The organism is Ruegeria sp. H4, assembly GCF_056533065.1.
On record NZ_JBQFOC010000001.1, the window covers coordinates 856,540 to 869,883 of the forward strand.

Consider the following 13,344-nt stretch of genomic DNA (forward strand, 5'->3'; position numbering starts at 1 on the left):
ATGCTTGCTTTACCCAGCCGCGCTTGCGTCGTATCACATCATCTATGAATGACACGATCGACGACCCCAATATGGAGGCCCCTGAAGGTGGGGGCGAGGTAGCCGAACCGCTGCGCCGCGCAATTGGTGAGCGCTATCTGACCTATGCGCTGTCCACCATCATGCACCGCGCCCTGCCGGATGCGCGGGACGGGTTGAAGCCGGTGCATCGGCGAATCCTTTATGCGATGCGCGAGTTGCGACTCAGTGCAAACGGAGGGTTCCGAAAGTCGGCCAAGATTTCCGGCGACGTGATGGGTAACTATCACCCCCATGGGGACGCTGCGATTTATGACGCGATGGCGCGTCTGGCGCAGGACTTCAACGTCCGCTACCCGCTGGTCGACGGACAGGGGAACTTCGGCAATATCGACGGCGACAACCCGGCGGCCTCGCGATACACCGAAGCGCGGATGACCATTGTGGCTGAGGCGCTGCTTGAGGGTCTGAACGAGGACGCCGTCGATTTCCGCGACAACTATGACGGTACGTTGACCGAGCCGGTCGTGCTGCCCGCTCAGTTCCCTAACCTGTTGGCGAATGGTGCCAGCGGTATTGCCGTGGGCATGGCGACGAATATCCCGCCGCACAATATCTCGGAACTCTGCGACGCCTGTCTCCATCTGATCAAAACGCCTGATGCGCGCGACGACACGCTGCTGAATTATGTGCCCGGCCCGGATTTCCCGACCGGCGGCGTGATCGTTGAGCCGCCCGAGAATATCGCGCAAGCCTATCGCACCGGGCGCGGGTCCTTCCGCCTGCGCTGCAAGTTCGAGGTCGAGGATCTGGGCCGCGGCCAATGGCAGATCGTGGTCACCGAGATCCCCTATCAGGTTCAGAAGTCCAAGCTGATCGAGAAGATAGCGGAACTGATCCAGACCAAGAAAATCCCAATCCTCGCCGATGTGCGCGACGAATCCGCCGACGACATCCGTCTGATCCTCGAGCCGCGTTCCAAAAACGTGGACCCCGAGGTGCTGATGGGGATGCTCTATCGCAACTCGGACCTTGAGGTGCGGTTCAGCCTGAACATGAACGTGCTGATCGACGGGGTGACGCCCAAGGTCTGTTCGATGAAGGAAGTGTTGCGCGCCTTCCTCGATCACCGGCAAGAGGTCCTGATCCGCCGCTCGCGCCACCGCATGGCGAAGATCGACCACCGCTTGGAAGTGTTGGAGGGCTTGATCGTCGCCTTCCTCAATCTCGACCGTGTGATCGACATCATCCGTTACGACGACGACCCCAAAGCCGCGCTGATGCGCGAGGACTGGGGCATCGACCACGTCCGCGCGACCGACGAATCCGACTACATCACGCCCAAACCAGGCGAGGGTGAGTTGTCCGAAGTTCAGGTTGACGCGATCCTCAACATGCGGCTGCGCAGCTTACGCCGTCTAGAAGAGATGGAATTGGTCCGCGAACGCGACGACCTGATGCTGGAACGCGCCAATCTCGAAGACCTGCTGGCCGATCCCGCCTTGCAATGGGCCAAGATTGCCGAGCAGTTGAAAGAGACCAAGAAGACCTTCGGCAAAGACTATGAAGGTGGCGCGCGCCGGACGCAGTTTGCCGAGGCAGGGCAGGTCGAGGAAGTGCCGCTTGAGGCGATGATCGACAAGGAACCGATCACGGTTGTTTGCTCTCAGATGGGCTGGATTCGCGCAATGACCGGACATATCGATCTGGCACGCGAATTGAAGTTCAAAGACGGCGACGGCCCCCGGTTCATCTTCCACGCAGAGACCACCGATCGGCTGCTGGTGTTTGCGTCAAACGGGCGGTTTTACACGGTCAGCGCCGCCAACCTGCCGGGCGGGCGTGGCATGGGCGAACCGCTGCGTTTGATGGTCGACCTGCCGAACGAGGCTCAGATCATCGACATCCTGATCCACAAACCGGGTCGAAAGCTGCTGGTGGCCTCCGACGCAGGCAACGGTTTCATGGTGCCCGAGGATGATGTGCTGGCCCAGACCCGCAACGGTAAACAGGTGCTCAACGTCAAGGATGACGAAACGGCGATGATCTGTAAGCCGGTCGCAGGCGACCATGTGGCGGTCGTATCTCAGAACGGTAAGTTCCTTGTCTTCCCGACCGAAGACCTGCCCGAGATGACACGCGGCAAAGGTGTGCGTCTGCAGAAATACAATATGGCGCGGGGCCGTCAGGGGACGCTGGAACTGGATGGCGGCCTGTCTGACATCACCACCTTCAATTGGGAGGAAGGCCTCAAATGGTCGATGGGGGGCGACAAGACTCGGCACGAGGCGGATATGTCTCAGTGGCTGGCCAAACGCGCCAGTGTTGGGAAAAAGCCCCCCTATGGTTTCCCACGCGACTATAAATTCTCGTGATCAAGGGGCTTGCGCGGGTGAATTTCTGCCGATGCGGCTTGGCACAGCCTGTGTTGGTGCGCTAAATCAAAAGAAAAACAGGCCTATCGAGACGAGACATGTTGCGCATTCTGACACTGATCACCGGATTGGCCCTGATGGGCGCCTGCACGCAGACGCAGGTTTACGAAGAACCCGAGTCACTGGGTGAATTCAAGCTGCGGGTGAACTACGCGTTTGCCGAAAAAGCGAAACAGGGTCCGGTTTCGCGCGATGCAACCCCAAAAGAATGGGAAGACGCGATCCAGAACGCGGTTGATATCCGTCTGGGGCGCTACCAAGGCGCGCAGGAATATGACATCGGCATCAGCCTCGAAGGCTATATGCTGGCTCCTCCCGGAGTTCCCGTTATCTATAATCCCAAAAGCACCGCGATTGTTTTGGTAAACGTTTATGACGTGAAAAAGAAAGAGTTTCTGGCCAAGGCCAAACAGTTCCAAGTGCTGGAAGATACGACTGGGGAAAGCGCCTTTGCCGGTTCGGGGCGCACCCGAACCAAAGAAGAGCAAATGAGTGGTTTGGCCCTCAAAGTTGCTGACCGCGTCGAAGAATGGCTGGCCGAAGAGCACAATGACAATGGCTGGTTCGACAAGCGACCAGACCTGATCCAACCGCTCGATTCTACCGAACTGGTGCAAAATCCGGCCTGAGCTCGGCTTTTCCCCAAGGATGTGCTTGATTTTCCCCCCTGAACCAAATATCTCGCGCGCGCAGATGTAACCACGGGACCAAGGGTCCCCCAAAATGCAAAAGGGCGCCTGAGGAATGGCAAAGGAAAAGTTTGAGCGTACAAAACCGCACGTCAACATCGGCACGATTGGCCACGTTGACCACGGCAAGACGACGCTGACCGCAGCAATCACCAAGTATTTCGGTGACTTCAAAGCGTATGACCAGATTGACGGTGCGCCGGAAGAGAAAGCGCGCGGCATCACCATCTCGACCGCCCACGTGGAATACGAGACCGACAACCGCCACTATGCGCATGTCGACTGCCCCGGCCACGCCGACTACGTCAAGAACATGATCACCGGTGCTGCCCAGATGGACGGTGCGATCCTGGTTGTGAACGCCGCTGACGGCCCGATGCCGCAGACGCGTGAGCACATCCTGCTGGGCCGCCAGGTTGGCATCCCGAAGATGGTCGTGTTCATGAACAAAGTGGACCAGGTTGACGACGAAGAGCTGCTGGAACTGGTGGAAATGGAAATCCGCGAGCTGCTGTCTTCGTATGAATACCCCGGCGACGATATTCCGATCATCGCAGGTTCGGCTCTGGCCGCGATGGAAGGCAACAACCCGGAAATCGGCGAAGAGAAAATCAAGGAACTGATGGCGGCTGTTGATGAGTATATCGACACCCCCGAGCGTGCTGTTGACCAGCCGTTCCTGATGCCGATCGAAGACGTGTTCTCGATTTCGGGCCGTGGTACCGTTGTGACCGGTCGTGTTGAGCGTGGCGTGATCAATGTTGGCGACGAGATTGAAATCGTCGGCATCCGTGACACTTCTAAAACCACCTGCACCGGCGTTGAAATGTTCCGCAAGCTGCTGGACCGCGGTGAAGCAGGCGACAACATCGGTGCCCTGCTGCGTGGTGTTGACCGTGACGGCGTTGAGCGTGGCCAGGTTCTGTGTAAGCCGGGTTCGGTTACACCGCACACCAAGTTCGAAGCTGAAGCCTATATCCTGACCAAGGAAGAAGGCGGTCGTCACACCCCGTTCTTCGCGAACTACCGTCCGCAGTTCTACTTCCGTACAACTGACGTGACCGGCACCGTGACCCTGGCGGAAGGCACCGAGATGGTCATGCCTGGCGACAACGTGTCGTTCGGCGTTGAGCTGATCGCACCGATCGCGATGGAGCAGGGCCTGCGCTTCGCGATCCGCGAAGGCGGCCGCACCGTCGGCGCCGGCGTCGTGTCGAAAATCACTGAGTAAGTCGGCTCTGCCGACTGGTGGGCGGCAGGCGATTTTCCAAAGGAAAATCTGCCTAGAGCAACCCGGTTGAACAAAAAGAAGGCCGTCCCACATCGGGGCGGCCTTTGTATATTCAGGAAGTGTGATCTACTTTTTCTGTAGTTTACGCCTTCGCGCGGTCATCGCCCGACCGTCGCGAATGCTCATCGCCATCAGTGTCAGATTGGCGGCTCCGGCAATCAACTCGATGACCTGCACAACGTAAAAGCCGGTGTCAAACGCTCCAGTTCCGGCTTTTGCGTTTAGGTAGATTGCGGCAGGCACAAGGATCAGAAGCCCGTTGGCTGCGATGATGGGCATTCTCTTCTTCTTTGCCACAGCCGGCGCATCTTTGCGGCGCCGTCCCATCGACATGCCGGTTGTCCCGACGATTATCATGGCAGGTACAAGCAGATACAGCCCCTTGACCACGCTCGCTTTCACAAAAGCAACGGTCGCGTATGAGGTGAAAAGTTCACTATACAGAGTCGATGTCCAGAAGGTCAGAATCGTCAGAAAACCAACGACTCCGGCGATCGGGTGGATTGTTTTGATCATGTGTCCCTCATCGTCCTTCACTTAAGCAACACAGTGATTGTCGACCGCCAGCTTACGCAAAAGGTGCGGACGCGTTACCGCGCTGTCAGGGTAATCGGCGATACGGCGCTGGAATTCAGGGTTGGTAAAGGCCTGGCGAAAGCTCTGAACATCTTGCCAGACGGCGTAATTCACAAAGGTTGAGCTATTGGCGATGCCCTTGTGTAGCTGTGTCGAGATGTATCCTGGTTGGGACTTCATGAACTCAGCGTCGTGCGACCATGCGGCCAACAGAGCGTCTTCGTCCTTCGCATCAACCGTGAAGAGGTTGATCAATACAACTGGGCCTTCGTCAGTTTCCATCTGATCGGCCAAGCTTGCAACATTGTCGAGTTCTAGAATGCGTGCCATTCTGGATCCTTTCCCAAGAATTAATATAGCAAGCTATATAATATTGCATAGCATGCTATGCAAGCGTATTTGCTTGATATGGAATTCAGGAAAGAAGACTCAGCCGGATATCTGATCAATCACATGGCGCGTTTGTTCGCCAGAGAACTGCAACAGCGTATCTCACCAATGGGTATCGTTGTCGGCCAGTTCCCGATCCTGTTGGAGCTGTGGCAGAAAGATGGGGTGTCGCAAAAGGACCTGCTCAGCAGGATCGATGTCGAGCAGGCAACCCTTGCAAATACTCTCAACCGGATGGAGCGGGACGGGCTGGTCAAGAGAACCAAAAACCCAAATGATGCCCGGGCGCAGTTGATTTGGTTGACTGAAAAGGCCGCTAGACTTCGTCAGAATGCATATGACGCCGCCCACAGCGTCAACGCGCAGGCGCTTGAGGGTCTTGATGCTTCTGAACAGCGTCAGCTCCTGGACCTCATGCGTCGGATCATTTCAGGCATGCGTCAGGATTAGGTTGGCGTTATAGCCCACCCTCTGCCGCCGCACGTACTGCCCGGATATTCTCGCCATAGACCTCAGGCTGATCTACCGACCCGCCCTTGAACACCGCTGACCCGGCGACCAGTACGTCGGCACCGGCCGCAGCGACCAGAGGCGCAGTCCGGGGATCAACGCCGCCGTCGATTTCAATATGCACCGGGCGGTCGCCGATCATCTGACGCAGCTTGCGGATCTTAGCGGTCATGTCGATGAATTTCTGGCCGCCAAAGCCTGGGTTTACGGTCATGACGCATACCAGATCTGTCAGGTCCAACAAATGCTCGACCGCCTCGGCTGGGGTGCCCGGGTTCAAGGCGGCGCCGGCTTTCATGCCAGTGGCCCGGATCGCCTGCAGTGTTCGGTGCGTGTGCGGGCCAGCTTCGACATGGACGGTCAGGATGTCGGCGCCTGCATCGGCATAGGCCTGAATATAGGGGTCGACCGGTGTGATCATCAGGTGCACGTCCATCACGGTTTTCACATGAGGGCGGAAGGCTTTCACCGCCGGGGGGCCGAAGGTCAGGTTCGGGACAAAATGACCGTCCATCACATCCACATGAACCCAATCTGCGCCTTGCGCTTCGATGGCCTGAATCTCGGCACCGAAATTGGCGAAATCGGCGGACAGAATGGACGGGGCGATCTTGATGGTGCGGTCAAAGCTCATGGAGGTCTCGTATCAGCTGAAGAGTCGGGGTCGCGTATACCCGTGGCCGTCATAGAAGGATAGCCCCGCCGCCGTCCGCGCCGTTACAAAACTTTCACCATACTGACACATATCCGTTTTGTGGTGTCTGTAGCTGACCGCCAATACGAATTGGGGGTGGCACGTGCTGCGGATCGAGAAACTGACCAAGCGCTTCGGCGAGAATATCGCCGTTGATGCGGCAACGCTGGATGTAGACAAGCCGTGCATGATCGGCATCATCGGGCGCTCGGGCGCGGGCAAATCGACCCTCTTGCGGATGATCAACCGTCTGACGGATTCGACCGAAGGCGAGATCCTGTTCGAAGGCCGCGATGTCACCAAGCTGAAAGGTCGTGAGAAACGCGCCTGGCAGGCCGATTGCGCGATGATCTTTCAGCAGTTCAATCTGGTGCCGCGTATGGACGTGGTCTCGAACGTGTTGCATGGCACGCTTAACCGACATTCGACGCTGGCCACTATGTTCAACCTATACCCAATGGCCGAGATCCATCGTGCCATCGATATTCTGGATCGTCTGGGGATCGCCGAGCACGCGCCAAAGCGGGCCGAAGCGCTTTCGGGCGGACAGCAGCAGCGTGTCGCTATTGCGCGTGCCCTGATGCAGGACCCTAAGATGATTCTGGCGGATGAGCCGATTGCCTCGCTCGACCCGATGAACGCACAGGTCGTGATGCAGGCGCTGCGCCGCATCCACGAAGAAGATGGCCGCACGGTCATCGCCAACCTGCACACGCTGGACACTGCGCGTCGCTATTGCGACCGCGTGGTCGGTATGCGTGACGGGCGTATCGTCTTTGACGGCCTGCCCGAGCAACTGACAACCGGCGTCGCCCGCGAGATCTACGGGGCAGATGCCAGCTTCTCGGAAGAGGCAACTTCGACCGAGATCGACACTCTGGACGCCACCCAGAAGGCGCTGATGGAAGCAGAAGCGACCATCTGAGCCACCCACCCCCTTTCATCGACCGGTCGTTGAAAGGCCGGCACATCAACTGGAGAGAGACAGATGAAAAAACTGATTGCTGCCCTTGCTGCGACCACGGCCCTGGCCACACCGGTCCTGGCTGATGAAATCAGCGAGTTCCGCATTGGCATTCTGGGCGGCGAAAACGCCCAGGACCGCCTGAACAACAACGAATGTCTGCGTGAATACACCGAAGAAGCTTTGGGTGTTGAAACCAAGCTGTTCGCCCCTGCCGACTATGATGGCGTGATCCAGGGCCTGCTGGGCGGCACCATCGACATGGCGTGGCTGGGCGCATCGGGTTATGCAAAAACCTATCTGAGCGATCCCGAAGCGGTTGAGCCGGTTCTGGTTAAAGTGAACCTAGACGGCGGCTACGGCTACTACTCGATCGGTTTTGCGCGCAAGGACAGCGGCATTGCCTCGCTGGAAGACATGAAGGGCAAGACTTTTGGCTTCGGTGATCCGAACTCGACCTCGGGCTACCTGATCCCGTCGATCGAAATCCCGCAGGCAACTGGCGCGACCATGGACTCGGGTGATTACTTTGGTGAAGTGAAATTCACCGGCGGTCATGAGCAGACCATCGTTGCTGTGAACAATGGCGACGTTGACGGTGGTGTGACCTGGGCTGACGGTCTGGGCGACTGGGAAGACGGTTTCAACTCGGGTGCCCTGCGCCGCGCGGTTGACGCAGGTCTGATCGACATGAACGACATGGTGATGATCTGGCAATCCAAGCCGATTCCGGAAGGCCCGGTTGTTCTGCGCACCGCACTGCCTGCCGACGTTAAGGAAAAGATGACTGCTCTGATGGCTGGTCTGGCGGAAAAAGACCGCGAATGCTTTTACGGTGTTGCGGCCGGTGAAGCCAAGGCGTTCGAGCCAATCACGCATGACGCGTATGAGATCATCATCGAAGCACGCAAGCTGAAGTCAAACTAAGCCTGCATCTTCCAAGTTCGGGGTCCGGTTTCCACCGGGCCCCGTTTTCCACTCAGGAGCATTCCATGACAGACCTGACCGCAGGGTCCCAGACCGTCGACCAGATTCGGGCCGACTATTCCGATATGACACGGCGCAAGCAGGTCTATGGTGGTATTCTTCTGATCCTTTTTGTCGCGCTGATGGCCGCGGGTTTCCGCACCGCAGACAGCCGCAACGCAGGCAGCTTTATCGATGGCTGGCGCCGTATCTTCGACTATCCCACCGAGGTTCTGTCCGAGGCGTGGGAAAAGATCGGGTCGATGCCCGAGAATCTGGTCGAGTTCTTCCCCGCTCTGATCGAGACGATCAACATTGCCGCAGCCTCCACTCTGATCGGGACCATCGCAGGGACGTTTCTGGCCTTGATGTCGACGCGTGGCATGGCGCTTTGGCCTGCACTTATCCCGCTATTCCGCCGCATTGCCGATATTTGTCGTGCGATCCCCGAGATTGTCATTGCGCTGGTGTTGATCTTCGTTCTGGGCGGCGGCCCGGTTCCAGCGATGATCGCGATTGCCATCCACACGGCCGGGGCACTGGGCAAACTGTTTTCGGAAGTAAACGAAAACGCCTCACTAAAACCAGTAGAAGGACTGCACTCAGCCGGAGCCAATTGGTCACAGCGCATGTATCTGGGCGTTATCCCGCAGGTCGGTCCGAACTACGTCAGCTATGCGCTGCTGCGGTTCGAGATCAATATCCGTGCGTCGGCCATTTTGGGTTTCGTCGGCGCGGGTGGTCTGGGCTATGAGCTGCGGAACTCGATGTCCTGGGGGCAGGGGCGCTATGATGAAGCGGCGGCCATCTTCCTTCTTCTCTTTGTCACTATTGTCGTTGTGGACCAGATTTCAGGTGTGCTGCGCGACCGCCTGACCCACGGGTCGGAAAAAGGAGCCTCGGTATGAGCACCTTCGCAACCGATCTGTCCATTGATGAGCTGAAGGCCGAGGCGGACCGCCTGTTCAGCCGCAAGCGTCTGATGAATTTCGGCCTGCCCGTTCTGGTTCTGGTCTATCTGACCTACGTATTCTTCGCCTTTGACGTGCCCGGTCTGGCAGCCCGCGCCAATCTCGAAAACGGCAAAACGCTGGTTGCAGACAGCTATAGCTACAAAACCCATATCGAGCGGGACAATCGCACCGGCGAGGTTTCAGCCGCCATCGAAGGCGAACGCAAAGGCGCCTATCCCGCAGGTGAGGTCCCGGATTGGGTCGCGCTGGGCGAAACAACCGTGATCGATCTGGAAGATGGGCATGTTGTCCGTTTCGGTCCGGAAACGATTGAATATGACATCCCCGGCTATGGCACCGTGCGTGCGACCCCGACGCGTGCCGCCGGTGTGCAGGCTGAATTGCCAGCGGGCGAGGTGCCCGAGTGGATCAACGTCTCAAAGAACCGGATGGCCATCACCACTGATGCGGGCCGCTTGACGGTGACCCGCAACCGGGCCGAAGTATTCCGGTACTTCAACGGGTGGGAGCTGTTCTGGTTCACGCTGGACAGCCCGTATTATGGTCAGTCCTTCTCAGAGCTCGCCGGGCGCGCTGCTTCGGGTGAGGCGGGGGCCATCCTCAACGATTTCTGGACCAACAAGATGTGGCGGCATCAGGATGTGGCCTGGGCCATATTCGAGACAATCCTGATGGCGTTCCTTGGAACGTTTGGCGCAGCTATCGTGGCTCTGCCTTTGGCCTTTCTGGCCACGCGCAACTTCAACCCGCTGAAATCCGTCCGGTTTTTCACTCGCCGTATCTTTGACTTCGTTCGGGGTGTGGATGCGCTGATCTGGACCGTTGTGCTGGCCCGCGCCTTTGGCCCCGGCCCGTTAACCGGTGCTCTGGCCATGCTGGTGACGGATACCGGCACGTTCGGCAAGATCTTCTCGGAAGCGTTGGAGAACGTGGACCAGAAACAGATCGAAGGCGTGCAATCAACAGGGGCCAACGCCACGCAGCGCTATCGCTTTGGGGTTATCCCTCAGATCACGCCTGTTCTGCTAAGCCAGCTTCTCTATTTCCTCGAATCCAACACCCGCAGTGCCACCGTAATTGGTGCTATCACCGGTGGCGGTATTGGTCTGCTGCTGACGCAGGCAATCATCACGCAAAAGGACTGGGAAGAGGTCGCTTACTATATCGTCCTGATCATCCTGATGGTGATGCTGATGGATTGGTTCTCGGGCTGGCTACGCCGTCGATTGATCCAGGGAGAGACAGGGAAGACGCGAAAGCCGCGTGATTCTAAACGTAAACCCTTCCTTTTGCCCTGACAGGATAGTTGGACCAGACCATGCCAAGACTGCGTGCAGATCAGCCGTTCATTCACCCTGATTGTCAGATCACCAACAGTCAGTTTGGTGAATATGTCGAGATCGGCGCGGGTAGCCGTGTCGCAAATTCGGTCTGGGGTGACTACTCCTATTGTGACCGAACTTGCGACATCGCCAATGCCGAGATCGGCAAATTCGCCAATATCGCCAGTTTCACGCGCATTGGGGCAACAGATCATCCCATGGAGAAAGCGTCGCTGCATCATTTTCTATATCGATCGGCGAGCTATTGGGACAATGAAGAAGATGATGCCGACTGGTTCTCCCATCGGGCCAGCCGTACTGCTCGGATTGGCCATGACACTTGGATTGGCCATGGTGCCATGATCAAACCCGAGTTGACAATTGGCCACGGAGCGGTTGTGGCTGCAGGGGCCGTGGTCACAAAGGATGTTGCACCCTTTTCCATCGTCGGAGGCGTCACGGCGACTGAAATACGCCGCCGCTTTTCCGTCAACGTAGCTGACCGGATGATGGCCTTGGCCTGGTGGGATTGGGACAATGCCCGCCTGTGCAAAGCCTTGCCGGATTTTCGCGCCTTGGATGCTGAGGCGTTCCTGGAAAAATACGAATAGGCATCAAGGAATAAGACCTCCTTCAGGAGGTCGAAGACCCGCGGAAGCCCTTTTCGATCAATCGTCGTTCAGGGTCAAAGTCACGCGCTCACCGGCAAAAACGGTCCGGCCAAATTCCACTGGATTGCCATCAGGGTCGGCGTTGATCCCCGTTGAAAACAGTATCGGGGCTCCTTCGCTGAGATGCAGATGCAAAGCTTGAGTTGCCGTTGCCGCCCGCGCGGTTAGCCTAGTCGATATTCGGGTGTAATCGGATACACCACAGGTCTGCAGCGCCTTTGTGACGGATTGGGTGTCTTGCAGAGCTTTCAAGAGATCGGGAAATCGTTGGGCCGGAAAAACACTTTGAAACAGTCCAATCGGCTGCTCATCGGCCAAGGATAATCCATCATAGACGTGCACGGGGTCGCCACTGTTTAGCTGAAGTGCATCAGCTTCGGTCTCATCGGCGGCGCGGGTTGTCAGGGCGAGTATCTGCTTGCCGGGGATTTTGCCGCTGGCCGAAATGTTCTTGTGGTACCGGACGCGCTTACCAATGGGATAGTCGGTTGGGCGAGCCGCCACGAACACACCCGCACCGCGCCGCGCATGGACTAAGCCCTGTTCAGCCATATCCGACAAGGCCCGCCGCACCGTATGACGGTTGACGCCATGTTTTGCGGCCAGCTGCGCCTCGGTCGGGATGCGATCCCCGGTTTGGTACCGCCCTTCAGCTATGTCAGAGGTCAGGCTAAGCGAGATGCTTTTCCAGATCGGAGTTTTGCTCATGTCATCAAATATTCACAGAGTTTCGATTGCAGGTCAGGATCGTACGATATAATATTTGTCTAGTTGTATAGTATGTGTAGACAACCCCGCCAAGAGGCTTTGATGACAAATCAAACAGAAATTGAGACTGCCGCCCGGCAAGAATGGATGGGCCTTCTGGCGCGCGCGCCAGAAGAGGCGATGTTGGCGCTTTGGAATGGGCTTTTCGACCGTCCACATTTTGACTGGCTGCGCCGTCCTGAAGTCGGCGGCGTCATGGTTCGTGGTCGTGCGGGCAGCACCGGCGCACCGTTCAATCTGGGTGAAATGACTGTGACCCGCTGCTCCGTTGTTCTGGACGATGGCACCGTTGGGCACGGATATGTGCAGGGGCGGTCAAAACCTAAGGCCGAAGCTGCGGCACTGATTGACGCGATGATGCAGACCCCTGCGGCGGGGACCTTGAGGTCCGAGCTTTTGGAACCGCTTAAGCGGCAGATGCAGGCGTCGAAAACGGCGCGTGCGGCCAAGGCGGCGGCGACGAAGGTCGAGTTCTTCACGATGGTGCGGGGGGAAGACTGATGGCGGAACAAGCACAGTTTTCGGGCGGATTTGATAACGCCCCAATCCAGGCGGCACATGCCTTCCGCGCAGCTATGACAGTCATGGCCCGACCGGGTGAGATTCGCAGCCTGACCGGCGCTGTTCCTCCGGCGCCCTTGTCGGTTGCGGCGGCGACCCTACTGCTGACGCTTTGCGACCCAGAAACCAAGCTGTACCTGGCCGGGGCAGTCGACACCGACGCCGTGCGCAAGTGGCTGACCTTTCACACCGGGGCACCTCTGGTTGCCGCGTCTGAGGCGGATTTTGCCGTTGGAACCTGGCAGGATTTGGGATCCCTCAATGCGTATCGTATTGGAACGCCGGAATACCCCGACCGCTCGACCACGTTGATCGTGGAATGCGATGACCTGCAGGCGTCAGGTGCGGTTCTGTCTGGGCCGGGCATCAAGGATGTCGCCCAACTGTCACTACCGGATGTGGCTGTTCTGCAAGCTAATGCGGCGCTCTACCCGTTGGGGTGTGATTTTTTTCTGACCTGCGGCGATCAGGTTGCGGCTCTGCCGCGCAGCACGCAGATCACGGTAGGAGGCTAA

At 57.9% G+C, this 13,344-nt stretch carries 15 protein-coding genes; 11 read left to right on the forward strand and 4 right to left on the reverse strand.

All coding sequences use genetic code 11. The annotated features are described in order from the left end of the window. Nucleotides 1-44 precede the first annotated feature (44 nt). The 3 genes from parC to tuf all read left to right on the forward strand — a co-directional run bounded on the left by parC (nt 45) and on the right by tuf (nt 4,373). Entirely contained in the window at nt 45-2,393 is a 2,349-nt protein-coding gene (gene parC, locus ACR0KG_RS04365; protein WP_480826585.1) for a DNA topoisomerase IV subunit A, read from the forward strand. Nucleotides 2,394-2,491: 98 nt separating this feature from the next. Beyond that, nucleotides 2,492-3,082 (forward strand): hypothetical protein, encoded by a 591-nt coding sequence (locus ACR0KG_RS04370; RefSeq protein ID WP_480502129.1) that lies wholly within the window; start codon nt 2,492-2,494, stop codon nt 3,080-3,082. Between the two features lie 115 nt (nt 3,083-3,197). Next, nucleotides 3,198-4,373, forward strand: coding sequence for an elongation factor Tu (gene tuf / locus ACR0KG_RS04375; protein ID WP_170531293.1), 1,176 nt, complete (start codon nt 3,198-3,200; stop codon nt 4,371-4,373). 126 nt (nt 4,374-4,499) lie between these two features. Here the strand turns inward: tuf and ACR0KG_RS04380 are convergent, their stop codons facing one another. Together ACR0KG_RS04380 and ACR0KG_RS04385 are read right to left on the reverse strand one after the other, a co-directional pair. Next, nucleotides 4,500-4,949 carry a hypothetical protein gene (locus tag ACR0KG_RS04380; protein WP_480826586.1) on the reverse strand — a complete coding sequence of 150 codons (450 nt, stop codon included), beginning with the start codon at nt 4,947-4,949 and terminating at the stop codon, nt 4,500-4,502. A gap of 21 nt (nt 4,950-4,970) precedes the next feature. After that, nucleotides 4,971-5,339 (reverse strand): antibiotic biosynthesis monooxygenase family protein, encoded by a 369-nt coding sequence (locus tag ACR0KG_RS04385; RefSeq protein ID WP_480826587.1) that lies wholly within the window; start codon nt 5,337-5,339, stop codon nt 4,971-4,973. 123 nt (nt 5,340-5,462) lie between these two features. On the opposite strand from ACR0KG_RS04385, the gene ACR0KG_RS04390 reads away from it, so the two are divergent. Further along, nucleotides 5,463-5,849 carry a MarR family winged helix-turn-helix transcriptional regulator gene (locus tag ACR0KG_RS04390; RefSeq protein ID WP_480826588.1) on the forward strand — a complete coding sequence of 129 codons (387 nt, stop codon included), beginning with the start codon at nt 5,463-5,465 and terminating at the stop codon, nt 5,847-5,849. A 7-nt stretch (nt 5,850-5,856) separates the two neighbouring features. Here ACR0KG_RS04390 and rpe read toward each other — a convergent pair whose 3' ends face one another. Beyond that, the gene (rpe, locus tag ACR0KG_RS04395) at nt 5,857-6,543 is read right to left on the reverse strand and encodes a ribulose-phosphate 3-epimerase (RefSeq protein ID WP_480826589.1); all 687 of its coding nucleotides are present in this window, start codon (nt 6,541-6,543) and stop codon (nt 5,857-5,859) included. 163 nt (nt 6,544-6,706) lie between these two features. Between rpe and phnC the strand changes: the two genes are divergently transcribed. The 5 genes from phnC (at nt 6,707) to ACR0KG_RS04420 (ending at nt 11,440) form a co-directional block, all read left to right on the forward strand. Continuing rightward, entirely contained in the window at nt 6,707-7,528 is an 822-nt protein-coding gene (gene phnC / locus ACR0KG_RS04400; RefSeq protein ID WP_480826590.1) for a phosphonate ABC transporter ATP-binding protein, read from the forward strand. 63 nt (nt 7,529-7,591) lie between these two features. Beyond that, nucleotides 7,592-8,494, forward strand: a complete 903-nt coding sequence (gene phnD / locus ACR0KG_RS04405; RefSeq protein ID WP_480541783.1) for a phosphonate ABC transporter substrate-binding protein — start codon at nt 7,592-7,594, stop codon at nt 8,492-8,494. 65 nt (nt 8,495-8,559) lie between these two features. After that, nucleotides 8,560-9,441, forward strand: a complete 882-nt coding sequence (phnE, locus tag ACR0KG_RS04410) for a phosphonate ABC transporter, permease protein PhnE (RefSeq protein WP_480826591.1) — start codon at nt 8,560-8,562, stop codon at nt 9,439-9,441. Beyond that, nucleotides 9,438-10,805 carry a phosphonate ABC transporter, permease protein PhnE gene (phnE, locus tag ACR0KG_RS04415; protein ID WP_480826592.1) on the forward strand — a complete coding sequence of 456 codons (1,368 nt, stop codon included), beginning with the start codon at nt 9,438-9,440 and terminating at the stop codon, nt 10,803-10,805. Before phnE (ACR0KG_RS04410) ends, phnE (ACR0KG_RS04415) begins: the two co-directional genes overlap by 4 nt. Nucleotides 10,806-10,825: 20 nt before the next feature. Next, a complete protein-coding gene (locus tag ACR0KG_RS04420; protein WP_480826593.1) occupies nt 10,826-11,440 on the forward strand; it encodes an LbetaH domain-containing protein in 615 nt (204 codons plus the stop codon). Between the two features lie 57 nt (nt 11,441-11,497). On the opposite strand, the gene phnF is transcribed toward ACR0KG_RS04420, so the two are convergent. Continuing rightward, nucleotides 11,498-12,208, reverse strand: a complete 711-nt coding sequence (gene phnF, locus ACR0KG_RS04425) for a phosphonate metabolism transcriptional regulator PhnF (protein ID WP_480826594.1) — start codon at nt 12,206-12,208, stop codon at nt 11,498-11,500. A gap of 102 nt (nt 12,209-12,310) precedes the next feature. Between phnF and phnG the strand changes: the two genes are divergently transcribed. Together phnG and phnH are read left to right on the forward strand one after the other, a co-directional pair. Continuing rightward, nucleotides 12,311-12,769 (forward strand): phosphonate C-P lyase system protein PhnG, encoded by a 459-nt coding sequence (gene phnG / locus ACR0KG_RS04430; protein WP_480546229.1) that lies wholly within the window; start codon nt 12,311-12,313, stop codon nt 12,767-12,769. Then, on the forward strand, nt 12,769-13,344 hold the full coding sequence (gene phnH, locus ACR0KG_RS04435) for a phosphonate C-P lyase system protein PhnH (protein ID WP_480546231.1): 576 nt from the start codon (nt 12,769-12,771) through the stop codon (nt 13,342-13,344). Before phnG ends, phnH begins: the two co-directional genes overlap by 1 nt.

Coding starts and splice junctions, on each gene's coding strand:
- parC (WP_480826585.1), top strand. CDS start 45: ATGAATGACACGATCGACGACCCCAATATGGAGGCCCCTGAAGGTGGG.
- ACR0KG_RS04370 (WP_480502129.1), top strand. CDS start 2,492: ATGTTGCGCATTCTGACACTGATCACCGGATTGGCCCTGATGGGCGCC.
- tuf (WP_170531293.1), top strand. CDS start 3,198: ATGGCAAAGGAAAAGTTTGAGCGTACAAAACCGCACGTCAACATCGGC.
- ACR0KG_RS04380 (WP_480826586.1), bottom strand. CDS start 4,949: ATGATCAAAACAATCCACCCGATCGCCGGAGTCGTTGGTTTTCTGACG.
- ACR0KG_RS04385 (WP_480826587.1), bottom strand. CDS start 5,339: ATGGCACGCATTCTAGAACTCGACAATGTTGCAAGCTTGGCCGATCAG.
- ACR0KG_RS04390 (WP_480826588.1), top strand. CDS start 5,463: ATGGCGCGTTTGTTCGCCAGAGAACTGCAACAGCGTATCTCACCAATG.
- rpe (WP_480826589.1), bottom strand. CDS start 6,543: ATGAGCTTTGACCGCACCATCAAGATCGCCCCGTCCATTCTGTCCGCC.
- phnD (WP_480541783.1), top strand. CDS start 7,592: ATGAAAAAACTGATTGCTGCCCTTGCTGCGACCACGGCCCTGGCCACA.
- phnE (WP_480826591.1), top strand. CDS start 8,560: ATGACAGACCTGACCGCAGGGTCCCAGACCGTCGACCAGATTCGGGCC.
- phnE (WP_480826592.1), top strand. CDS start 9,438: ATGAGCACCTTCGCAACCGATCTGTCCATTGATGAGCTGAAGGCCGAG.
- ACR0KG_RS04420 (WP_480826593.1), top strand. CDS start 10,826: ATGCCAAGACTGCGTGCAGATCAGCCGTTCATTCACCCTGATTGTCAG.
- phnF (WP_480826594.1), bottom strand. CDS start 12,208: ATGAGCAAAACTCCGATCTGGAAAAGCATCTCGCTTAGCCTGACCTCT.
- phnG (WP_480546229.1), top strand. CDS start 12,311: ATGACAAATCAAACAGAAATTGAGACTGCCGCCCGGCAAGAATGGATG.
- phnH (WP_480546231.1), top strand. CDS start 12,769: ATGGCGGAACAAGCACAGTTTTCGGGCGGATTTGATAACGCCCCAATC.